Source organism: Kribbella sp. NPDC050281, from assembly GCF_040655855.1.
Lineage (GTDB): Bacteria > Actinomycetota > Actinomycetes > Propionibacteriales > Kribbellaceae > Kribbella.
Map to the genome: position 1 here is coordinate 1 of NZ_JBFAKS010000055.1, position 23,341 is coordinate 23,341.

Here is a 23,341-nt window from a genome sequence, read left to right on the forward strand (position 1 = left end):
CAGCAACTCCTCCCGAAGCTCGTCCAACGGACCAAGACCTCCTCGTAACCGGGCGACCCGCCAGAGGATAGAGACTTGGTGCAGTTAACTCGGATTCCGATCTTGGCGTCCTTGGCCCAGAACGGCACCAGCTTGTTGACCGGACTGCGCCACGACGCGCCCAGCACGTGTGCCCGGAGCTACGCCGTCCATTTCGAGCCGTCTAGCTGGCTCTGGCTTTGGCGCGCCTCTCAACCTCAAATGGCGTGCGGGTGTGGCGTCGAACGCCCGCTTTGCCGGAGCATCCGGTTGGACTTGATCGGGGCAGGCTTGGGCGGCACGCGCGCCGAAGGGCAAGCGGCACGTGCACCGTCTGGGTGTGGTCCAGAGCGAGCTCGGTTCGCCGGTCGGATCAGTCGTTCGGGGCGTGTGTCTGGTCGGCCAGGGCAGGTCGACGGGGACATTTCGGCGCGGGCGGCGCAGACTGGGTGGCGTGGGTGAGCCTGCAGTCGCACGGCCACTCCTCGTTGCGGGGCGGGTCGATGAACAGGGGATCCTCGGTGCGGCGATTCAGGGGGCGGCTGAAGACCGGCCGTGTGCGGTGTTCGTGCACGGCGAGGCGGGCGTGGGCAAGACCCGCCTGGTGAGGCGGATCTGCGACGTTGCTGTCGGGCGGGGCTTTGTCGTGCTGTGGGGGCAGTGTGTTCATTTTGGATCGGTCGACTCGCCATACCTGCCGCTGGTCAACGCCTTGGAGGGTTGGATCGAGTCGGCCGTGCCTTCGGAGGTGTCCGAGGTGTTGGCCGCTGTTCCGGCCGCTTCTGAGTTGTTGCCTTCGTTGGGTGGGCAGGCCTCACGGGGGGCGGTTCGGCTGCTGTCGGTGGTCGATGGGTTGGTGATGGCGATCGCGTCCCGGCGGCCGACGGTGCTGGTCGTGGATGATGTGCAGTGGGCGGATCCGGCGTCGCGTGATGCGATCACCTATCTGGTTGCGGGGTTCAGGAGCCAGCGGCTGGCAGTGCTGGCGACGTATCGGGACGAGGAACTCGCCGTGGGGCATCCGCTGCACAGCTGGCTGGCCGACCTGACCCGGCTGCCGTCGGTTTCGTCTCTCCGGCTGAACAGGCTGAGCCGGGACGAGACCGAGGACCAGCTCGCCGTGTTGCTGGGGGGCCGACCACATCCGCGCCTGGTAGCCGACGTGGTCCGTCGGTCCGACGGTAATCCCTACCTCAGCGAGCTGCTCGTCGGTGGGGTCACGCTCGCAGATGACGGCCTTCCTGCTGATCTGCCGACACAGTTGACGGGAGCGTTGCTCGGGGCGTGGCACGGGCTGTCGGCGCCGGCGCGGGAGGTCATGCGGATCCTGGCGGTCGGCGGACGGCCTGTCCTGGTCGACGATCTGATCGGGGTCGCGGCGGCACGCGGCATCGGCGCCGAGGCCGTCGTCGCCGCGCTGGTCGAAGCGACGAACGCCGGGATCTGCGTAGCACTGGGCGCCGAGACGTGCTGGTTCCGGCACCCGCTGCTGGCCGACGTACTGTGCGGAACCCTCGTCCCCGGCGAGGCAGGCCCCATCCATGCGGCATGGGCGAAGGCGCTCGAGTCTCGGTCCCGCACAGGCCTCGACGAGGTACGACGGCACGGCGACCTGGCGCTGCACTACCAGGGTGCAGGGGACCTGGAGTCCTGCCTCGAGGCGTCGCTACGCGCAGCCGATCTCGCACGAGATGCCAAGGCACTTCGCGAGGAGGCGCTCCACCTGAGCCGGGCGGCGCGGCTGTGGCCTACCGTCCATCGCGGCGACGCCCAGAGCGTGGGCCAGGAACTGGACCTGCTGGAGCGCGTCGCTGGGGCGCACCGGCTGGCGGGTGATGACGAGTCAATCTTCACGGCATGGAACCGGGCGCATGATTTGGTCGATGAACGCACCGACCCACTGCGGGCAAGCCGGGTCGTCAGGCGCTGGTCCTATAGCGCCGTGTCAACGGGCCGAGCCACCGGCGAACCGATCCACGAGCTCGAGCACGCCGTCGAACTGGCCCGGACGTTCGCTGACAGCAGGGAGTATGCCGAGGCGCTCGCCGAGCTGAGCGAGTCTCACACGTTCACGAACGCCCCCGAGCTGGCGCGACGATACGCCGAGCAGGCAGTCCAGGCAGCGCATCGGTCCGGGTCCAACGAAGCACTGACGCACGCCTACAGGTCGCGCGCACTGGCGTTCATCCGGGAGGACCGGTCCGACCGCGACTCAGCCGAGTGCCTGCGTTTCTCCCAGTTGACGCAAAATCCTGTCTTGCTCGAGGACGCTCGAATGATCAGGTCGGACTACCTCGAAGCGCGCGGCCGCGTGGCCGAGTCGGCCGAGATCTTGGCCGAAGGGCTCAGCGACACCCTCGACGCAGGCGCGTTGAACGTGGTCTCCGGCCTCACACGTGCCCTGGCGTGCCAGCTCCTCATGTTCGGGCGCTTCGCGGAGTGCGGCCGCGTCATCCGCCAAGGCCTCGCCTTGGCCGAGGGGGCGAACCAGACAGGTGACGTACGGCTCGCGGCCGCGCTGCTGTCCACACGGCGAGGAGACCTCGAGGTCGCCCGTCTGCACCTGCAACGAGCGAGAGAAGCGATACCGAACCTCGAGGACCGCCCAGATCTCATGGCGCCACCGATCCTGGCCGAGTACCTCCTGGCAGATGGTCATCCCGACCAAGCTCTCGACATGCTCACGCGGACGCTTGCAGCCCAGTCCGTAGATCCCCATGTCACCGACGAGATGCTTATGTGGGGTGCGCGCGCTGCAGCCGACATGGCCCAGGATGCCCGAGACCGACACGACGGCGATCGAGTCAGCTCTGCGAGAGCGGCCCTCCTCGGCCTCGTTGCATTACGCAAGGACCTCCCTCATCGGCCGTTCGATGTGCTGGTCGCCGAAGACCGTGTCCAACCGGCGATGGAAGCACTCTTCAACGCGGAGACGGGGCGGTGCAACGGTGAGGCGGGCACATCTTCGACATGGCAGGAAGCCGTCGCTTCGTGCGAAGCCGCAGGCCTGCGATGGGAGCAAATGATCGCGTCCTGGCGATGGTCCGAAGCCTTGCTGGACGAGGGAGCATATCCTTCCACCGTCGCCGCGCCACTCAGAGCGGTGCACCAATTCGCCTCTGCATCTGAGGCTCACCCCCTGCAGCGGCAGGCAGCCGGACTGGCGGCCCTCGGCAAGATCTCGCTCGAAGAACCGCCGGCGGCGACGCTGCGACGCGACGCACTGCCGGCGCCCTTCACTGCGCTGACCCAGCGAGAACTGGAGGTGCTCTCCCACCTCATCGTGGGGAGAACCTATGCAGAGATCGCCGACGCACTGTTCATCAGCAACAAGACGGTCAGCGCTCATGTGTCGAATGTGCTGCGCAAGACGGGAACATCGTCGCGTCAAGATGTATCCGCGCTCGCGCTGAGACTCGGCTGGTCCAGAGCCAACCCGGACTGAGCCATCCCGACTCGGGATGGTTGACCTCGGGATCAAATGCGATGTCGGCAGGTGAGCCAGAATGCCGTTTGCGGTGGCATGTCGAGCACGACGATTGGGCTTGCGGTATTCGTTCTCTGGTATCAGGCCGTTCTTGCAACCGCAGGACCGGTGCTTGACCCAGGCGGGGGTGCGGTTCCCGGACTCGAGGACGACGAGTTGTCAGCATAGGTCGTCGCGTTCATGGCTTTGTCAGCGAATGGGGTAACTTCGGGCCACCAGTCAGGGTGGTCCATTGCTCTCTTACGGAGGGCTGGACTTGTGGCCATCACGTACTCCGCGTACGAGCTCCAGTCGCTTTCGTTGGAGGCAAAGCCAGGCAACCGATTGCAGGCCTTGAGCGCCATTGAAAGCACGTCCAGGACAGCCTCGCCAGCGACCTGAGGTCGCCGGTTCTCCTCCGAGCTTCCCCAGACCTCTTGATAGGTGCTCTCGTCATCGGCGACGTGGAGTAGCACCTCCTGCAGTCGCACCATCACGTCGAGGTTGAACGTAAGTTCTGAGGCCGCGTACATGAGCCGATTCTGGTCGGCCAAGGCCTGCGTCTGCTTGGCAAGAAAGCGCACGGACATACCGGTAAACACCGTCGACATGAATGCCGCCACGGCTGCGACGATCGCTATGACCAACGCGGTCAAGGCTCCCTCCCCCTCCCCACTTCGACTACAGGATCCCCCGCCGGATGGGGGCACACCAGAGCCCACCGACAATCAATATCCACTGGTACCGCTGGCCTGTCGAATTTCCCATGCCAGCGCGCGAGAACGCCTTCCGAACGTCACTGGCCCGTCCACCGGACCCGAGAAGGGAGAAGGTCGCCAAGGGGCAATCGGTACGGCGCGGCGACGAAGGCGTTCTAGTCATGTCCGGCCCGGCCAACCCACTACAGCGGTAGGGATGCTCGCCTTGAGGCCTACGAGATCCCGAGCGGCCGTGGATCCGGAAGCGTCGGAAAGTCTTTTGGACGCAACTCCGCTCGGAGCCGGACATACCGCATGCCGTAGGTAGCCAGCAGATCGAACGCCGCATAGGCAGGGACTTTGGCGGCCTTGGCATGTGCCTTCGCCGGGCTTGTCACCAGACGCTGCTGGAGGGCATCAAAGCTCCGCAACGCCAACTTCCGCGTCAAACTCACCAACGGCCACCAGGTCCTCGCCCACATCATCGGAAAGATCCGGAAGAACTACATCAAGATTCTCTCCGAAGACCCTGACCCGAGGCCGAATCATCTTCCGCTACCGAACCTGACCTCACCGCAACCCGCGCTCGGCGATCCGCCGCCGAACGCGGGTTGATGTAGCTCATGGCCGCAGCCGACATGCTGGCCGATCGGCGACATCGACGGATGTCAAGCGTCGCGTTCTGGAGTCATCGAGTTAGCCGCCCGCTCCTCCATCGACGCCGAGGTCAGAGCTCCGGACCAGTGACGTCCTCGGCCGGCCGATGCTCGGTGATGTCGTGGTACAGCGCGACCCCTGACCGAGTCGGAAGCTCGAGGCGCCCGCCGGCCTGGTCACGTTCGTGGTGCGGCTTGTGGTGCGAAGTGGTGTCGACTCGTGCGGGATATGTTGCCGTGGTGCGAAGCAAACGATGGCAACGTTGCTGGTAGAGGCCAGATGCGGCGGTGTCGTTCCTCCTCGTAATGAGAAGGTCGTCGGTCCGACTCGTCGGAGACGCTCAGGGAGACAGGGGACGCCAGATCGGCCCGGGTAAATAGTGTCAGTGTCGCGACCGTCGACCGTGAGCAAGTAGGTCGATCTATCCTCCGGGCTAGCCGTGTTGGTGAACAGAAGCCCGGCACTTGGCGGCCCGGATCGCGAGCGTTGTCAGCGGCGATGGCGCTACTGCGGCGCGGAGAGATGGTGGTGGCCATCGGAACGTTCGCGGCGTCCTTGATGATCACGATTGGCAGCTCGACACCGACGAAAACGCCACGCGCCAGTAATGGCCGGCAGCGGCTGATTCCCCGGTCGACGGTTGTTGCTTCCAGCCCCGGTTGCCCACGACGGCCGAAACAGCGGGGTAGGAATGAGCCCGCAGCCGGATCCATCGCCGTACGGCGACATGAGCGGGGAGTCAGGCGCATGCTGGTGACGTGGCCGGCGTCCGGCGGTGTGGGAAGTGCGACGGGGCGAACGTACCGGAGCATCACCGGTTCTGCCCGTACCGAGACCGCCGAGTCACGGTCCGAGGCGTGAAGATCATCGTGTGGCCGCCATTCCACCGACCGGGCGACAGGAACGGCTATGACACCGGCCAAGCGACGCACTGACCCCACCGCGGTCCGGATCCCGCCCGATCTGGCCGGGCCCGTTGAGGTCGCCCTGGCGCGTTCGGTAGGCGAGATCCCTGGACCGCACGCGCTGCCGGGAGGGTCTCGCTACGAGGTGAAGTGGGACGGCTACCTTCACTGAACCGCATGCACAGCCGTGTTCGGAGGTCTAAGGAGCTGTGTGTTCGTTCTGAGGTGGTTCGCCCGATGTGGCTGGGGGCCTGTGAGCCGATCGTGAAGGAGAGTGGCGATCCGGCCGCATCGGCCTCATGGAGGAATCATGAACCGCAGGTACTCGGCCCTCGCACTGTCCGCATTTGCGGTGGGCGCCGTCGTCCTCACCGCGAGCGAAGCGGCGGCCATGACGACTGACCCGGAGACCGGGTCCATGTCCCAAGCGGCCCCTTCTCCCGACTGGCCCGACGAAGGGACCGGCTACCCGGGATTCTCGACCAAGAGCCCTGAGTACAACTACCCGAACTACGAGAAGAAGTACGAAGTGGCTCCGGTGAAGGCGGCGACGGTCCAGAGCCGGTCGGATGGCAACGGGGTCGAGGCCCTGCGGACGGGTGCTTCCGCACTCGGTGGTGCAGGCGTCGCCTTTTGCGGCATGTGGCTGTAACGGCGCCGCCGCGTGCTGACCGGCCATCCCCGCGCCGACCGGCTAGATGCCTAGAGCCGAACGCCGTACCTGCGGGCGCAGGTACGGCTTCGCCTGTCACGGTCAATCAGCGCGACCGGTCCCCAGCCGCTCAGCAAGTGTTGCCACTTCCACGCGACTCGAGGTGCCGGTCTTTCGCAGGATGTTGGACACGTGCACGCTGACGGTCTTGCCGCTGATCACGAGTTCCTTGGCGATCTCGGCGTTCGATCGGCCGGCGACTAGGAAGGTGAGGATCTCCCGTTCCCGTCTGGTGAGGCCGGCCAGCGCGGCCGGAACTCGGGGCGTGTCAGCGATCGGAACGGGTTCGCGCAGGGCGACGCGCGCGATCCGCGCTAGCGACTCGACTTCTTCTTGCAGTGGTCGCGCGCCGAGTTCGACGGCAGTCCGGTGGGCCTGCCTCAACAAATCGCTCACAGCCGTCGTGGGTGTCCCGGCGGCCAGCAGCGCCTCCGCGCACCGCAGCCGCGAGACCGCTTCGTGCCAAGGCGCCCCAGCTGCATGGCACGTGTCGATCGCCTGCCGCCACAGCTCGGCCTGGTTCGGCTCAGTTCGGCATCGGGCAACCTCGGCGTCGTACACGGCCTTGGCCATCGCCTGGCCTCCTACATCGGGGCGCGGCGTCGTGAATGGCTCTGCGGGCCATCGATCGATGAGGTCGTCGAACATGGCGATGGCCTGCGTCGCGCCTCGGTCGTCACCGGCATCTCGGGCGGCTTGCGCGCTCTCCGCTGCGGCGCGGGCGAAAACCGTGAGGCTGTCCTCACCGTAGACGGGGTTTGCGGCGGGTGACCTGACGATCCTGCTGTGGAGCCACTCCATGGCCTCGTGCGGTTTGCCGGCGGCCAACAAGACCTCGGCAGTCGCGATCGTCGTGTCTGCGTACAGTCCGGCGTAATCCGCGGAGACCAGTTCCATCGCCCTCTCGAGGTGCAGTTCGGCTTCGGCAACCCGGCCGCAACCCGCCGCCAGCCGGGCCGCGGCCAGGCGGACCCCGGCGCCGGCGATGCCTCCACAGCGCGCCGCCAACGCGGTGCGAAGGAGGTCACGACAGTCGTCCCACTGCCCGAGCCATAGAAGCCCGCCGGCTGCATGTGAGGCGAGCAAGTAGCCGAACTCCCATCCGTCGGCGACCACCTCCTCGAACACCCCGCGGGCCACCGCGGTAGCTTCCACCGTCCGGCCGAGGGTCGCCAGGCAGTGCACCTGCCAGATCGCCGCGTTCTCCAGCCACTCCGTGGACCCGCACAACCTGGCAAACCGCTCGGCCTCCTGCGCGTCCGCGAGGGGGTTGGCCGCGTAGTCCTCAAGGTGGGCGCAGGCACGGATACTGAGAGCGCCGGCGAGCGCTAACTCGGATCCGGATCGTCGCGCAGCCTGCACGGCCTGTTCTGCATGGGACGTCGATTCGTCGTTCAAGCCGTCCCAGTGTTCGGCGAAGGCCAACGCTGCCAAGGCCAGCGCATGCTCAGCGCTGTCTGGGAAGGCCTCGGTGAGCCAAACCGCCTCGACGAACTCGCCGGCAACGGTCTTCCCCAGGACCGTCTGCTCGTGTGTCACTTTGCTCCACGCGACCAGCAAGGTGCTGGCTAGTAGCGGCTCGGAGTCCCGGTCCACCAGGGCCAGCGCCTGTTCCGCCAGGGCGACGGCCGAGTCGTGTCGGCCGACTCGTCCACACACACTGCTCGCCCGACGGAGCAGATCCACCCTCCCACCGGGTGAGCCTCGAACCTCCGGCGAGACCCGATCCCACAGGGAGCAGGCGCGCTCCAGATGGATGGCCTCCTCGGCGGCGGCTCGCAGTTCCGCCGCATGGTCTGCCGCGGTCATCGACCACCGATAGGTCTCGTCGATTCGTCCCGCGCGGTAGTTATGCACGGCCAATTCCGCCACCGCGCCCGCCGGTATGCCGCCGGGGCTGGACTCAAGAACACGCACGAACGTCGCGTGGATGCGGGCCGTGTCTCCAGGCGGCATGGCGTCGTACAGCACCTCGGCGAGGAGCGGGTGCCGGAACCACTGCCGTCCCTCGACGTCGGGTTGTATGACGCCCTGGTCGTGGGCCTGGCTCAGACAGCCAGGCAGCCGCGCGGCGGCAACGCCGTGCTCGCTTGCCACGGCTTCCAACAGCGCAAGCTCGGTCGGGCGACCGCCGACCGCGAGCACCCGGGTGGCCTGCCGCGCCTCGGCGGTCAGGCCATGCCAGCTGGCCAGCAGCGCTTCCTCCAGAGCGGCCGGCGCGGTCGCCGGTAACGCCTGCTCGTCCCCGGTAAGGCCGCGGACCAAGAGTTCAGTGAGGTATGGATTTCCACCGGAGCGCGCTTGTACCTGCACCGCGAGCCCGATATCCATCGCGTCACCACGCAAGCCCTCGATCTGGGCCTCCGTCGCCGCGAGGTCGAGCCGGTCAAGATGAACTTCAGTGAACCCCGGCAACCGCCGCATGTCGGCGAGCCAGCCGTGCAGCGGGTGACCCTCACCGCGGTGCTCGTCGCGGCACGTGGCAACGAATCCCAGCCGCTGCTCCCGGAAGCCGGAGATCAGGTACGCGAGCACGTCCAACGAGGTGCGGTCTGCCCACTGCAGGTCATCGACCACCAGCACGGTTGTCGCCCGGCCGGCGAGCCGGTTGAACACCAGGTCGATCAACGGCAGCAGCCGCCCCGGTTCACTGCTGCGCTCGTTACCCAGTGCCGGGAGCAGCGTGCCCAGCTCGCCGGCCCCGGACAACACCTCAGCGCGGATCGCGGCATCGGTCTGCGCCAACCAGCCCTGCAGGGCACCAATCACCGGCGCGAACGGGACAGACGCCTCGCCAAAGTGCACGCAGGTGCCCCACAGGACCTGGGCCTCGTCGCCCAGACCGGTGCATACATCGCGGACCAGCCGGGTCTTACCGACACCGGCCTCACCATGCACCACCACCGCGCAGGGGTGACCGCTCGCGGCGCTCTCCAGCGCCGCCGCGAGCAGTTGCTGCTCGACTCCCCGGCCGGCGAGCCGAAGACTCGGCCATACCCTAGCGACCCCCACGTACCCAGTTTCCCCCCGCCGTCCACCTCACGCGACCCCCCCATGACCACGAGGTCCATCGCGCTTGAAGACTTCGGCCGAAGGCGCCCGGCCAGAGGCCTCCAGAATCACGATATGCGGGGGGCCAACTTCGAGCGGATCGCCTGGGCGGCGGCCGCCCGGTTGTCCTGACCGAATGGCACGGAGCGATGGCTTCGCAAATTCCCGCAACCAAGTGGGGCAGAACGCTGTCTCACGGTGCAGACAGCGAAGCAAACAGAATGGGGGAATCGAGACGATGAAGAATCTGCGCAAGGGCTGGAAGGCGGCAGCGGCGGGACTCACCACCATCGGACTGGCGGCAGTTGCTTACGGCAATCTTCCGGCCGCGAACGCCGAGCAGACTTCAGGGCAGGTGGCCACGGCGGCGAGCGGAACAGTTCTCAGCCGGGCGAAGCACATGGTCACCGTTGCCGAGGTCAGGAAGGCCGACCCAAAGGTGCCGTGGTCAGTGCAGATCGACAGGGGCCTGCTGCAGCGCACGTACTGCGGCGTCTACTCGACCGAGGGCAAGAATGTAGCGTCCCGGCTGGCCCGCGCGTACACCGGCGACAACATAGCGAGCTACGGCCGCCAGCACGTGACGGCGTACCGGACCCCTGCCGCGGCCAAGGCAGCGTACTACTCGATCGTGAAGACCGTGCTGAGCTGCACCGCGAGCAAGCCGGCGCCGACGCACGCCCGGAAGATCACCGAGAACCGGGTGGTCAAGGGCGCGGCCGGCCCGACCCGGGTGATCCGCTGGTACGACTACCCGCTGCCGAACGACCCGGGAAGTGAAGCCGGTGGTTTCCCGTACGCGATCACGCCCCGGGGTACCACCGTCTCGGTCCTGGCCTTCAGCGGCTAGGGTCCGGGCATGTCGGCGCCAAGTTTCGACAGGCTGGCCCGTACGGCAGCGGCGAAGCTGCCGCGCTGAATCGGCGCAAGGGACCGTCGCACGCCAAACCCTCTCCCGACACCTGCTGTAGCACCAACTGGTGCCCAGAAGAGTTCAGTCAACTAGTCGGGTCGCGATCGTGCGCCGCGGTGACCAGGCTCGGCTGTGGACCCGCAACCGTCACGACATCAGCGACCGGTTCCCCGACATCGTCTCCGCCGCGACACAGCAACTCCCTGCCGGTGTGCTCCTGGACGGCGAGCTGCTCATCCTCGGCGTCGATGGCCGACTCAGTTTCGATGCAATCCAGCAGCGGCTCGTGACCAGCCCGGCAAAGTCCGCGCCAAGGCCGCGCGGCTACCGGCCACCTACGCCGCGTTCGACCTGCTGGCGAGCGGAGGATTCGATCTGCGCACGCAACGCTGGACCGTACGCCGAGAGCGCCTCGAGCAGCTCTCGCGCGCACCTGGACGCCGCCTCTTCAGCTGACCCCTGCCACTGATGACCTCGACGAAGCGCGCGCGTGGTTCGACCCTTCTGCCAGGTGCGATGGGTGTCGAAGGCCTTGTCGTCAAAGGTGCTGGCAGGCGCTATGCCCCGGGTGACAGAGGTGCGTGGGTGAAGCACCGCGAGACGCGCGAGGTGATCGTGGGCGGAGTCCTCGGCTCCCTTGCCGGGCCAGAGGTCGTGATTGCTGGCCTCTACACCACCGCGGGTGAGCTGACCGTCATCGGCCGCACCGTCCCGCTCAAGCCCGCGCAGTCTGCCCAGCTCGCCGCCGCGCTCGAACCCGCCAGCACAACGCATCCGTGGCCTGACGAGATCACCTCGTACCGCTGGGGAGGTCCCGATTCGAAGAAGCCCCTAGCCAAGGTCAACCCGACCGTCGTAGCCGAGGTGACCGCCGACTCCGCCACCCAAGGCGGGCAGGTCCGTCACGGTATGCGGTACGTGCGCGTCAGACGCGATCTGTCGCCCGAGGACCTGCCGCAGCTCGAATGTCCAGTAAGCCGACTCGCAGCTCCGGCGAGCTGCCGAACCTGTCCGATGGCCTGCACCCGAGATGACTCGAACGCGGTCACAGACCACTCCTGTTTACTGTGCTGTCTGCGACTTCGCACCACGAATAGCCACACGCGACATGGGCCGGCAGGAACGTCCATGGGATCGGCAGGCCTCTGACCTGCGATTTTGGTTGGCGCGCCCGGCAGGATTCGAACCTGCGACCCACAGATTAGAAGTCTGTCGCTCTATCCAGCTGAGCTACGGGCGCGTGGCACGGACGAGTCTCTCAGATCGGTGGGCGACCGCGCCTCTGGGTTACCCGGTTTCGGGGGTTGGGGGGTGGACGAAGTACATGCTTGTCGTTCCATCCGGGTAACGCTGCGTGGGCGGTCCTGCCGTGTGAAGGGCTCTCCAACTAGGCTGCGGGCATGAGTTACCCCTCACCAGGCCCAGCCGGCTCGCCGCAACCCGCGGCGGGGTCGGCGTACTCGCCCGGCGGACCCTACCCGCAGCCGAACGTGCTGGGGAACCATCCGGTCCCCGGCCAGCGGCGCAACCAGGGCATCCTGATCGGCATCGTGATCGCGGTCGTCTTCGCGATCGCGGGCCTGGTGATCTTCGGCATCGTGGTCAAGTCGACCGGCGCGGGCGGCTTCACCTGGGGCCTGGTTTTCGCGTTCGTGCCCGTCATCCCGGTGATCGCGCTGTATCTGTGGCTGGATCGTTACGAGCCGGAGCCGACCAAGTACATCCTGTTCGCGCTGTGCTGGGGTGCGTTCATCGCGACCCTGGCCGCGATCTTCATCAACACCGAGGTCTCGAACCTGCTCGAGGAGACCGGCAGCGGCGGCAACCGCTCGGCCGTCTTCGTCGCGCCGCCGGTGGAAGAGTTCGCCAAGGGCTCGGTCATCCTGCTGCTGGCGCTGGTCCGCCGCAAGGAGTTCGACGGCATCATCGACGGCCTCGTGTACGCCGGAATGGTCGGCGTCGGCTTCGCCTTCACCGAGAACATCCTGTACTACGGCCGCATCTTCAACCAGCTGTCCGAGGAGGCCGGCAGCGACGCGGGCCTGCGCGGCGCGTTCGTGCTGTTCGTGATCCGCGGCCTGATCTCGCCGTTCGCCCATCCACTCTTCACGTCGTTCACCGCGATCGGCATCGGGGTTGCGATCAGGCATCGAAGTACCGCGGTCCGGTATCTCGCCCCGATCGTCGGGTACCTGGCTGCGGTGCTCGCCCACGGACTCTGGAACGGCGGCGCCAGCTGGGCCGGCGGCGGCGGTTTCATCACCGTCTACCTCTTCCTGATGGTGCCGATCTTCATCGGCATGGTCGTGTTCGCACTGGTGATGCGGTCCCGCGAGGGACAGATGATCGCGTCCCGGCTGTACGACTACGTGCGCTTCGGCTGGCTGGTCCCACAGGACGTACCGCTGATCGCGACGCTGCGCGGGCGCAAGGCGCTACGGCAGAACGCGAAGCGGTACGGCGCTCAGGCGGAAACGGCAGCCAAGGCGTTCCAGCACAACGCGACCGAGCTGGCGTACCTGCGGGACAAGATCGTCCGCCAGGTGATCGGGCCGGATGCGCTGGAGACCGAGAAGCAGCTGCTGGACGAGCTGCGGGAGCGGCGGCCGAGTGTGCCGTTCCCGCCGATGCCGGCGTTCGCTCAGGCAGCGCCGCAGTTCCAGGCGGTGCCGGGGCCTGGGGGGCCTGGTGGTCCGATGCCGGGTGGACCGATGCCTGGTCCTGGGCCAGGTGGACCTGTGCCCGGGCCTGGTGGGCCGATGCAAGGGGCGCCGGTGCCTGGGGGTGCGGGGTCTGGTCAGCAAGGGTCCGGTCAGCCGGGAGCGGGTGCGCCCGGTGGGCCTGGAGGGTCGCCGTACCAGGGTCAGGGAACAGGTGGATATCAGCGTCCGCAGGATGGTTATCCGCCGCCTCAGCCGGGGTATCCGTCGGGGCAACCCGGTTACCCAGGGGGCCAGCCTGGTTACCCGCCGGGACCCCCTGGTCAGCAAGGACCGCCGGGAGGATACGGTCCGTATCCACCATCGCAGTGATGCCACCCGTCCACGCCGCCAAACGGGGATGACGATGACTTTGCTTCTGCGCTGTCCGACCGGGCACCCTGTGTCCGTGGGCGGACGTCGTGGCTGACACCAGGTCAGCAGCTGGTGAGGGTTCGGAGCCGCAGGCTCCGGGCCGGGATCAGCCTGCCCAGGAGCTGGCGAACTTGATCACCAACTCGGATGCCAAGGGCAAGGGCTTCTGGCGCCGCCGGCGCCGGAAGTCCCAGCCGGAGCCCGCCGCGCCGCCTGCGCCGGAGCCTGCCGCGCCGCCTGCGCCGGAGCCTGCCGCGCCGCCTGCGCCGGAGCCTGCCGCGCCGCCTGCGCCGGAGCCTGCGGCGGCGCCTGCCGCGGAGCCTGGGAAGGCCCAGCCGGACGCTGAGGCGACGGGTGCTGCTGCGGTTGAGGAGTCCTCGGCTGAGACGTCCGCAGGCGCTGAGGCACAGCCTGACGCGGCTGGTGCGGCGGGCGGGTCCGAGTCGGATGGCGCCGCTGGTGCTTCCTCAGACGATGAAGAGAAGGTGCCTGAGGCCGAGACCGCGGAGGCCCCCGCCGAGGGCGGGGAGACTGATCAGGCGACGGCTGACGTAGCTGAGGAGCCTGAGGCTGAGGTCGCTGACGCGGCGGACGGGTCTGCTGAGGGTGGCGACGTACCGGCTGAGGCGCGGGCGACGGTTGGGGTTGTCTACGAGCCTGATGAGTCTCCGGATGGGTTCCCGCTCGAGTACGGGAACATCATCGTGGGCCTGCCCAAACAGGCAGGCGGTGAGTCCGACGAGGCCGGTGAGGCCGGCGTCTCGGATGAGGCCGCGGCCGGCGCTGAGGTCGAGGCCGAGGCCGCAGAGGTGGCCGAGGAGCACGAGCGCGGCACGGGTGACGCTGCCGAGGAGAGCTCCGGGAGCGCTCCGGCTGCTGAAGCTGCCTCTGTGGAGGCCGGAGACGCGGAGGCAGCTGACGCGTCTGCTGCGGCGTCCGGCGGCGACGCTGCGGCTGAGGCCTCACAAGATGGTGCTGAGTCGAGCGCCGAGACTGAGAAGCCCGAGGACAGGGCTCAGTCGGCCGAGGAGCAGGAGGCCGGCGCGGAGCAGTCTGCGGACGACTCCGCCGAGGGGTCGTCCGAGAGTGCTCAGGCTGACGAGGCTGGTGCGGAGGACTCCTCCGAGAGTGGTCGGGCCGCCGGGGCTGATGTGGAGGACGCCGCGGACGACGTACCTGCTGAGGGCGCGCACGACGGCGGTATGTCTGCGGACGTGAGCGCAGAGGCAGAGGAGTCCGAGGCCGGGACTGACGGATCCGGGGCGAGCGACGCGGCTGCCGGATCCGCGGAGGAGGCTGCTGCGGCCGACGGCGTGAGCCAGGCGTCGGATGAGGTCCGGGCGGGCGCGGAGCACGAGTCCAGCCAGGAGCAGGAAACCGCCGGGGAGCAGGAAGACGGCGAGGAGCAGGCGACCGGCGGGGAGGCTGCTCCGGTTGCTGAGGTTGAGAACGCTGGCGAGGACGAGTCCGAGGGTGGCGCCGCTGCTGGTGCGTCGGACGAGAGCGGACCCGAGGAAGGCGCCGTGGCCGGCGAGGTTGCCGAGCAGGGTGCTGGCGCGGCTCGGGGAGCGGAGCACGGCGAAGCCGCGGAGCAGGACGGCGAGGCTGCGGAGCAGGATGCCAGCGCGACTGCAGGTGCGGAGCACGGCGAAGCTGCGGAGCAGGACGGCGAGTCTGCGGGGGAGCACGACGGCGAGTCTGCGGGGGAGCAGAACGACGGAGCCGTCGGGGAGCAGGACGGCGAAGCCGCGGAGCAGGGTGTTGGCGCGGCTGCGGGAGCGGAGCACGGCGAAGCCGCGAAGCAGGACGGCGAGTCTGCCGGGGAGCACGACGGCGAGTCTGCGGGGGAGCAGAACGACGGAGCCGTCGGGCAGGATGACGAGGCTGCGGAGCAGGACAGCGAAGCTGCGGGGGAACACGACGGCGAAGCTGCGGGGGAGCACGACGGCGAGGCTGCGGCGCGGGACGCCAGCGCAACTGCGGGAGCGGAGCACGGCGAAGCCGCGAAGCAGGACGGCGAGTCTGCGGGGGAGCACGACGGCGAAGCTGCGGGGGAGCAGGACGGCGAAGCCGGGAGGCAGGAGACCGATGCTGCTGGGGAGCAGGGTGAGGGTGTTGTTGAGGAGCTGACTGCGGATCAGTTGGCTGAGCGGTTGGCGGCTGAGCAGGCTGCTATGGCGCTGATTACGGCTTTGATGAAGTTGCGGGGGGCGTTGGCGACCAGTCGGTTGCCGATTGATGTGGTCGGGGCCGACGAGGCGCGGCAGCAGCAGAAGGCGATGCTGGATCAGCTGGACGACTACATCCTGCCTCGGCTGGTGCAGCTGGAGGCGCCCGTTCTCGCGGTCGTGGGTGGCTCGACCGGCGCGGGCAAGTCAACCCTGGTGAACACGATCATCGGCAAGGTTGTCAGCGAGCCCGGCGTACTGCGTCCGACGACCCGCTCGCCGGTGCTGATCCACAACCCGGCCGACGCGGACTGGTTCGTCGGCGACCGGGTGCTGCCGGGGATGGCGCGTACGACGGCCGACAGCCCGGGCGGGATGGAGGACGCGGGGCAGCTCCGGTTGGTTGCCGCCGACACCGTTCCGCGCGGCCTGGCGATCCTGGACGCTCCCGACATCGACTCGGTCGTCGAGGCGAACCGCGATCTCGCGACGCAGCTGCTCGGCGCCGCGGACCTCTGGCTGTTCGTGACCACGGCAGCCCGGTACTCCGACGCCGTCCCGTGGGATTTCCTCCAGAGCGCGTCGGACCGCAGTACGGCGATCGCCGTCGTACTGGACCGGGCCCCGGCCGAGACGATCGACGACATCACCGGCCACCTGGCCCAGATGCTGCTCGAGCGCGGACTCGGCGACTCGCCGCTGTTCTCGATCAAGGAGATCGTTGTCGACGGCAACGGCATGTTGCCGGCCGAGACCGTTGCCTCGATCAAGGACTGGCTGGTCGACCTGGCCGCCGACGCGGAGGCCCGGTCGGCGGTCGTCCGCCGGACCCTGCACGGCGCCGTCACCGCGATGGTGAAGACCACCCCGCCGTTCGCGGCCGCGGTTCGCGCGCAGGCCGACACTGTGATCGAGCTGCGTTCGACCGTCGAGTCGGCGTACGACCAGGCGGTGAAGGACATCGCCAAGGCGGCTGAGGACGGCACCCTGCTGCGCGGCGAAGTGCTGGCCCGCTGGCAGGAGTTCGTCGGCACCGGCGAACTGCTGAAGGGTCTGCAGTCCAACGTCGGCCGGTTCCGCGACAAGGTGAAGGCCACGCTCGGTACCAAGGCCGCACCGCCGACCCGGGATCTCAACGACGCGGTCGAGTCCGGCCTGGAGTCACTGCTGGTCGAGCATGCCGCTGCTGCTGCCGAACGTGCGGAGAAGGCATGGCAGTCGACCGCAGCCGGGCGGCAGTTGCTCGCAGCCGGTGGCCCGGAACTCGGTGCGATGTCCGAGGACTTCGCGGCCGCAGCGGGACGTACAGTCCGCGAGTGGCAAGCCTTCGTGCTCGACCTGATCCGCAAGGAGGGCGCCGAGAAGCGCGGGACCGCGCGTCTCCTGGAGTACGGCGTGAACGGGCTGGCACTCTCACTGGTCGTAGCGCTTTTCGCCAGTGACGCAGACATCCCGACCGGCGCGGATGCGAGTTCAGGCGTCGGGAGCGCGGTCGTCGGGCAGAGGTTGCTGGAGGCCGTCTTCGGCGACGCGTCAGTTCGGAGCATGGTGGCGACGGCACGGGAAGAACTTGACGGTAAGGTTCATGCCCTGATGGATGCTGAATTCGCCCGCTATCTGACTGTCCTCGACCAGCATCCGGTCGACGCTGAGGCAGCCAGGCAACTGACCCAGGCCGCGCGCGCGGTGGAGGACTGCACGTGACGGGAACAGTGGATACGGTCGAGGCCCCGGTGCGGGCCGCGACCGATGTCCTGATGAAGATCGACGCGCTGGAAGCAGCCGCGAAGGCAGGTCAGGGTCGGTTGGACCAGGTGGTGCTCACCGAGGCCACCCAGATCGTGGACCGGGCCGGCCAGCGTCTCAGGATGTCCGGCGAGCTGACCGTGGTCGCTCTGGCCGGTGCGACCGGGTCCGGGAAGTCGTCGCTGTTCAACGCGATGACCGGCCTCGACCTGGCCGCGATCGGTACGCGCCGGCCGACCAGCTCGATGCCGCTTGCCTGTGTGTGGGGTGAGGAGCCGGCCGGTGAGGTGCTGAGCTGGCTCGGGATCCCGCGGCGCCACCAAGTGCAGCACCGCAGCTCGCTGGAGGAGCAGCAGTCGGAGGATCTGGACGGTCTGGTTCTGCTGGACCTGCCCGACCACGACTCGACCGAGGTCGAGCACCGGCTGATCGTCGACCGGCTGGTCGAGCTGGTGGACATGCTGGTGTGGGTGGTGGACCCGCAGAAGTACGCCGACGCGGCGCTGCACAACCGCTACATCAAGCCGTTCGCGTCGCACTCCGGTGTGATGGTGTTCGCGCTGAACCACATCGACAAGCTCAGCCCGGACCAGCAGAAGAGCTGCCTGAACGACCTGGACCGGTTGCTGAAGGCGGACGGTCTGAAGTCGCCGACGGTCGTTGCCACATCCGCGGTCAGCGGTGACGGGCTGGACGAGGTGCGTGGCTTGCTGGTCAAGCGGGTCAGCAACAAACGGTCCGCGCGCGAGCGCCTGGCCGCCGACGTCGATCGCGTCTCCGACCGGATGGCAAGCCAGTGTGGCAACGTCAAGACTCCGGAGATCGCCGAGGCCGACATCACCGAGCTCGTCGAGGCACTGTCCGACGCAAGCGGCCTGCCGGTCGTCGTCGACGCGGTACGGCGTTCCTACCTGCAGCGAGCCAGTGCCGCGGCGGGATGGCCGCTCACCAAGTGGCTGGGACGGTTCCAGCCGGATCCGCTGCGGCGGCTGCAGTTGGACCAGGTGTCGAGGCAACAGGGCAAGGAACTGCGCCGGTCCGCGTCCAACGAGGTCGCGACCGCGCGGGCTTCGTTGCCTGCGGCAACGCCTGTGCAGCGTGCCCGGATGGACACCGCGGTGCGGACGATCACGAACAAGGCCGCGGAAGGACTGTCGCGGCCATGGGCGGACTCGGTGCGTTCCGCGATCCGGCGCCGTGAGGAGTCGCTAGGCGACGAGCTCGACCAGGCGGTGGCGCGGACGGATCTTGGCATCGCCAACAATCCCGGTTGGTGGGGCGCGGCCCGGTTCGTGCAGTGGTTGCTGTTCGCGGTGACGCTCGCTGGTGGTGTGTGGCTGGCCGCGCTGCTTGTGGCGCGGATCGCCGGGCTGGATGACCCGCCGCTGCCCAAGGCGGGTGGAATCCCGTACGCGTGGATCATGCTGGTCGGTGGTGCGGTCCTCGGGATAGCGCTCGCGTTCGTCTGCCGGTTGTTCGCCACCGGTGGCGCCGCCCGCCGGGCCCGCGCGGCCGAGAACGCCCTTCGGGCCGAGCTCGAGAAGGTCGCCGACAGCCATGTGGTCGCTCCGGCCCGCGAAGAGCTCGAGGCCTACACCACCTGCCGCGACAGCCTCGCCGCCGCCCGAGGCTGACGCCCAGAACCATCGCCACCGCCCGAGGCTGACGCACCGAACCATCGCCACCGTCGCACCGAACCATCGCCACCGGCCGGGGGTGACGCACCGGAGCCCTCGGTACCGCTCGAAGGTGAGCCGCCCAACCCACGAGCCGTCGCGGGTTGGGCGGGACCGCGGGACTAGAGCTCCCGGCCGGGGGCGAACTGGTTCATCGACAGCTCGGCTGCTTCGTAGAGGTCCTTCTCGGTGGTCGTGCCCGAGTCGCGCACCGCGGTCATCCAGGCGCGGACGGACTGCTCATTGAAGTCCACCATCACCGGATCATCGGCGACCTCCACCGGAGTGCGGTCCGTGGGGAACGTGCCGTCGACGTACATGGCCAGGGCGAGGAAGCCGCCTTCCCAGCCGGGGCCGACGTACAGGGCGCCGGCGCCGCCGGGTGCCGGGAGTTCGCTGACCGTGTGCTCCAGTTCCAGCTCGGTGGAGGCGTTGGCTCCCGGGATGAGACGGAGCTCGAGGAGGCTGGTCGGGCCGCCGAAGGTCACCTTGAAGCGCTTCGGGGGCTCGCACTCGAGGATCTCGCCGCCCGCGTTGTCCTGGAGCTGGAAGCTGCCGCCGACCTTGAAGTCGCCGGTGACCGGCCAGAACCAGCGCTTCATCCGCTCCGGGTCCGTGAGGGCGTCCCACAGCTCCTCCGGCTCGGCCTGGTACGAGCGACGCATCAGCACGGTGGCCGTCTCCCCGGTCCGGCTGACCTCTCGATGAACCGCGTTGATGTGCTCGAGGATGTCGATCACTGGTGTTCCCTCTCCTGATGGGGGCTGATGTGGAGCCCAGAATGCCGTTCGGTACTTATATAAGTCAAGGCTGAGATAGTCACGCGGCGTCCCGCTCGGCGGTCTGCGCGGTCAGGGGCAGCGATGTGACGGAGTACTCGTCCGCCGGGTACGGCGAAGCGGTCGTCTCGATCGGATCCGGAACCGGCGTGGGAGTGAGCGAGTCCACCCTCGGTGGGTTCTTGCTGAAGGTCGTCGTACCTCGGGTCAGGTCGTGGCCGAGCGAGAACGCCTCGAGGACGACCCGGCTGCGTTGCTCGCCGGCGTCGTCGGTCCACTCGTGCGTTCGCAGGCGGCCGGTGACGATGACCGGTTGGCCGATCCGCACGGATTCGAAGGCGTTCTGAGCCAGGCCGCGCCAGCACTCCACGCTGAACCAGGTGGTCGGCTTGTCGACGTACCGCCCGAGGGCGCGGTCGAACTGCCGTGGTGTCGAGCCCATCCGGAACGTCGCGTGCGGGGTCTGTGCGACCTCTTTGAAGTCGGGGTCGCTGCCGACCCAGCCCAGAACGGTCACATAGGTTTCGCCGAGGCTCATGATGGCCACCTTCTTGATCGCGGGATGCGCTGTCACCCGAGAAGATGCACGCGCTGCGACCCTGATCGGCACCCGATCCGACGATCTGTGGACAACTCAGGGCTGATTGGGTTCCGGCTGGCCCGAGCACATAGGCTCTGGGGTATGGCGGAATTCATCTACACGCTTCGCAACGTCCGGAAGGCGCACGGCGACAAGGTCGTTCTCGACAACGTCACGCTGAACTTCCTCACCGGAGCGAAGATCGGCGTGGTCGGCCCGAACGGCACCGGTAAGTCCTCGCTGTTCAAGATCATGGCGGGGCTCGACCAGCCCTCCAACGGTGAGGCCCGGCTGGCCGAGGACGCGACGGTCGGGATCCTGCTGCAGGAGCCGCCGCTGACCGAAGGCAAGACGGTGCTCGAGAACGTCGAGGAGGGCGTCGGCGACACCAAGCAGAAGCTGGACCGCTTCAACGAGATCTCCGCCGAGCTGGCCGATCCGGACGCGGACTACGACACGCTGCTGGCCGAGATGGGCGACTTGCAGACCGAGCTCGACCACCGCAACGCCTGGGACGTCGACGCTCAGCTCGAGCAGGCGATGGACGCGCTGCGATGCCCGCCGGCCGACGCGCTCGTGGACAAGCTGTCCGGTGGTGAGCGCCGCCGGGTCGCGCTCTGCAAGCTGCTGCTGCAGCAGCCCGACCTGCTACTGCTCGACGAGCCCACCAACCACCTGGACGCGGAGTCTGTGCTGTGGCTGGAGCAGCACCTGCAGAAGTACCCGGGCGCCGTCCTGGCGATCACCCACGACCGGTACTTCCTGGACAACGTCGCCGAGTGGATCCTGGAGCTGGACCGCGGCCGCACCTACGGCTACGAGGGCAACTACTCCAAGTACCTGGAGACCAAGCAGGAGCGGCTCGTCGTCGAAGGCCGCAAGGACGCCAAGCGGCAGAAGATCCTGGAGCGCGAGCTCGAGTGGGTCCGGTCGAACGCGAGGGCCCGCCAGACCAAGAGCAAGTCCCGCCTGGCCCGGTACGAGGAGCTCGCGGCCGAGGCCGAGCGCGCCAGAAAGCTGGACATCGACGAGATCAACATCCCGCCGGGTCCGCGGCTGGGCAGCACGGTGCTCGAGGTTTCGAAGCTGGAGAAGGGCTTCGGCGACCGCAAGCTGATCGACGGCCTGAGTTTCTCCCTTCCGCGGGCCGGCATCGTCGGCATCGTCGGCCCGAACGGTGTCGGCAAGTCGACGCTGTTCCGGATGATCGTCGGCGAGGAGACGCCGGACGCGGGCACGCTGAGGCTCGGCGACACCGTCAAGGTCTCGTACGTCGACCAGTCCCGCGGCGGCCTGGACCCGAAGAAGACGGTCTGGCAGCAGGTGTCCGACGAGCTCGACTACATCAAGGTGGCGAACTTCGAGATGCCGAGCCGGGCGTACGTCGCCTCGTTCGGCTTCAAAGGCCCGGACCAGCAGAAGCCGACCGGCGTACTGTCCGGCGGTGAGCGGAACCGGCTGAACCTGGCGCTGACGCTGAAGATGGGCGGCAACCTGCTGCTGCTCGACGAGCCGACCAACGACCTGGACGTGGAGACCCTGCAATCGCTGGAGGACGCGCTGCTGGAGTTCCCCGGCTGCGCCGTGGTCGTGTCCCACGACCGGTGGTTCCTGGACCGGGTGGCGACACACATCTTGGCCTGGGAGGGCACCGACCAGGACCCGGCGCAGTGGTTCTGGTTCGAGGGCAACTTCGCGTCGTACGAGGCGAACAAGGTGGAGCGGCTCGGCCCGGAGGCCGCGCGCCCGCACCGGGTCACCTACCGCAAGCTGACCCGCGACTGAAGCACTGACCCGGTGCCCTTCGGATCAGTGGACGTGGAGGGCGGACAGCAGCATCGGGAGAGAGGCGTGGAGTTCGCGTTGCCAGTAGGCCCAGCCATGAGTGCCGGGTCCGTAGAAGTTGGTCGTCAGGTGTTTCGCACCCACGCGGTCGAGTTCTGCGGCGAGAGCGTGGTTCTGGCGGTTGAAGTCGGCCTCTAGTGCATCCGTCTTGCCGGGTGGGTCGAACGGTCCTGCGGTGCCGTCGCCGCAGGACAGGTAGACCGGCAACGACTTGAGGCGGTGCGCGAGGTAGTAGGGGTCGTGGGCCGCCCAGATGTCTCGCTGTGCGACCGGATCACCCCAGACGCGCAGCGGGTCGTTGCCCTGGCCAGCGAAGAACCCCATGATCCGGTTGACGGACTCGTCGTTCAGCAGCGGGTGCGCGGAGCCGGAGTACGCCGCCACCGCGCGGAACATCCCCGGGTGCCGAGCGGCGTACAGCAGTGCGCCCTGACCGCCCATGGACAGCCCGGCCACGACGCGGTTGGCCCCGGCGCCCCAGTCGCGCTCCAGCAGGTGGCGCAGCTCGACGGTGTGGAAGGTCTCCCACGCCGGGTCGCCGCCCGCGCCGTAGTTCCACCAGTTGCTGTACCAGCCGTTCCATCCGGCCTCCGGCATCACCACGAGAACCTTCCGCAGGCTGTCGATCGTGGCGATGTCGGTCCCCGTCCACGAGGTGTAGTCACCACAGCAGCCGTGCAGCAGCCAGAACGTCGGCCAGTGGCGGCCGCGGTCGGCGGGATTCCATCCGTCCGGTGTCATCAGCCGGACCTTCACGGTCCGGCCGCCGAGAGCCTCGGACCGTACCGACAGGTCGACCAGTCGATCGGCGACCTGCGTGACGGCGACGACCTCCGCGCCGCGGGAGTGTCTGGTCTCGAGGGAAGGAGCCGCCGTCGTTGCCATCGCCGCCATCGCGGCGTCCGCGGGTGCGAGCGGCCAGAGAGCGAGGATCACCGCCAGGACGAGCAGTACTCGCCGGCGCAGAGACCTCGGATGCCGAGTCGAGCTGGGACGTGTCGTCATGAGAGACCTCCGGGGGCGGTGCGGAATTCTGCTCAGGTGCGTCGCCGA

General features: G+C 68.1%; 13 protein-coding genes, 1 tRNA gene and 2 pseudogenes. 10 read left to right on the forward strand and 6 right to left on the reverse strand.

What is annotated here, in order from left to right; translation table 11 throughout:
* Window positions 1-472 precede the first annotated feature (472 nt).
* Together AB0I34_RS39395 and AB0I34_RS39400 are read left to right on the forward strand one after the other, a co-directional pair.
* Window positions 473-988, forward strand: a pseudogene (locus AB0I34_RS39395) (ATP-binding protein); the annotation flags it as partial.
* Between the two features lie 348 nt (window positions 989-1,336).
* The gene (locus tag AB0I34_RS39400; RefSeq protein WP_360456265.1) at window positions 1,337-3,463 is read left to right on the forward strand and encodes a LuxR C-terminal-related transcriptional regulator; all 2,127 of its coding nucleotides are present in this window, start codon (window positions 1,337-1,339) and stop codon (window positions 3,461-3,463) included.
* 122 nt (window positions 3,464-3,585) lie between these two features.
* Here the strand turns inward: AB0I34_RS39400 and AB0I34_RS39405 are convergent, their stop codons facing one another.
* Window positions 3,586-4,140, reverse strand: a complete 555-nt coding sequence (locus AB0I34_RS39405; RefSeq protein ID WP_360456122.1) for a hypothetical protein — start codon at window positions 4,138-4,140, stop codon at window positions 3,586-3,588.
* 411 nt (window positions 4,141-4,551) lie between these two features.
* Here AB0I34_RS39405 and AB0I34_RS39410 point away from each other — a divergent pair.
* Window positions 4,552-4,750: pseudogene (locus AB0I34_RS39410) on the forward strand (hypothetical protein).
* 1,304 nt (window positions 4,751-6,054) lie between these two features.
* On the forward strand, window positions 6,055-6,396 hold the full coding sequence (locus AB0I34_RS39415; protein WP_360456125.1) for a hypothetical protein: 342 nt from the start codon (window positions 6,055-6,057) through the stop codon (window positions 6,394-6,396).
* A gap of 102 nt (window positions 6,397-6,498) precedes the next feature.
* Here the strand turns inward: AB0I34_RS39415 and AB0I34_RS39420 are convergent, their stop codons facing one another.
* A complete protein-coding gene (locus tag AB0I34_RS39420) occupies window positions 6,499-9,468 on the reverse strand; it encodes an AAA family ATPase (RefSeq protein WP_360456128.1) in 2,970 nt (989 codons plus the stop codon).
* A gap of 277 nt (window positions 9,469-9,745) precedes the next feature.
* Here AB0I34_RS39420 and AB0I34_RS39425 point away from each other — a divergent pair, with 277 nt between their 5' ends.
* A complete protein-coding gene (locus AB0I34_RS39425) occupies window positions 9,746-10,357 on the forward strand; it encodes a hypothetical protein (protein WP_360456131.1) in 612 nt (203 codons plus the stop codon).
* 648 nt (window positions 10,358-11,005) lie between these two features.
* Window positions 11,006-11,569: a hypothetical protein gene (locus tag AB0I34_RS39430; RefSeq protein WP_360456134.1), complete on the forward strand. Its 564-nt coding sequence runs from the start codon at window positions 11,006-11,008 to the stop codon at window positions 11,567-11,569.
* Window positions 11,570-11,583: 14 nt separating this feature from the next.
* Here AB0I34_RS39430 and AB0I34_RS39435 read toward each other — a convergent pair.
* Window positions 11,584-11,660 (reverse strand) — tRNA-Arg (locus AB0I34_RS39435).
* Window positions 11,661-11,820: 160 nt separating this feature from the next.
* Between AB0I34_RS39435 and AB0I34_RS39440 the strand changes: the two genes are divergently transcribed.
* From AB0I34_RS39440 to AB0I34_RS39450, 3 genes are all read left to right on the forward strand, one after another.
* Window positions 11,821-13,452 (forward strand): PrsW family intramembrane metalloprotease, encoded by a 1,632-nt coding sequence (locus AB0I34_RS39440; RefSeq protein WP_360456137.1) that lies wholly within the window; start codon window positions 11,821-11,823, stop codon window positions 13,450-13,452.
* 527 nt (window positions 13,453-13,979) lie between these two features.
* Window positions 13,980-17,366 carry an AAA family ATPase gene (locus tag AB0I34_RS39445; RefSeq protein WP_360456140.1) on the forward strand — a complete coding sequence of 1,129 codons (3,387 nt, stop codon included), beginning with the start codon at window positions 13,980-13,982 and terminating at the stop codon, window positions 17,364-17,366.
* Window positions 17,363-19,042 carry an ABC transporter gene (locus AB0I34_RS39450; protein WP_360456143.1) on the forward strand — a complete coding sequence of 560 codons (1,680 nt, stop codon included), beginning with the start codon at window positions 17,363-17,365 and terminating at the stop codon, window positions 19,040-19,042. Before AB0I34_RS39445 ends, AB0I34_RS39450 begins: the two co-directional genes overlap by 4 nt.
* Before the next feature lie 164 nt (window positions 19,043-19,206).
* On the opposite strand, the gene AB0I34_RS39455 is transcribed toward AB0I34_RS39450, so the two are convergent.
* Window positions 19,207-19,824 carry an SRPBCC family protein gene (locus AB0I34_RS39455; protein ID WP_360456146.1) on the reverse strand — a complete coding sequence of 206 codons (618 nt, stop codon included), beginning with the start codon at window positions 19,822-19,824 and terminating at the stop codon, window positions 19,207-19,209.
* 79 nt (window positions 19,825-19,903) lie between these two features.
* Complete coding sequence (locus AB0I34_RS39460; protein ID WP_360456148.1) at window positions 19,904-20,401, reverse strand: single-stranded DNA-binding protein; 498 nt, start codon at window positions 20,399-20,401, stop codon at window positions 19,904-19,906.
* A gap of 144 nt (window positions 20,402-20,545) precedes the next feature.
* Here AB0I34_RS39460 and ettA point away from each other — a divergent pair, with 144 nt between their 5' ends.
* The gene (gene ettA, locus AB0I34_RS39465) at window positions 20,546-22,228 is read left to right on the forward strand and encodes an energy-dependent translational throttle protein EttA (RefSeq protein ID WP_131363994.1); all 1,683 of its coding nucleotides are present in this window, start codon (window positions 20,546-20,548) and stop codon (window positions 22,226-22,228) included.
* A 24-nt stretch (window positions 22,229-22,252) separates the two neighbouring features.
* Here ettA and AB0I34_RS39470 read toward each other — a convergent pair whose 3' ends face one another.
* Window positions 22,253-23,293: an alpha/beta hydrolase family protein gene (locus AB0I34_RS39470; RefSeq protein ID WP_360456151.1), complete on the reverse strand. Its 1,041-nt coding sequence runs from the start codon at window positions 23,291-23,293 to the stop codon at window positions 22,253-22,255.
* Window positions 23,294-23,341 lie beyond the last annotated feature (48 nt).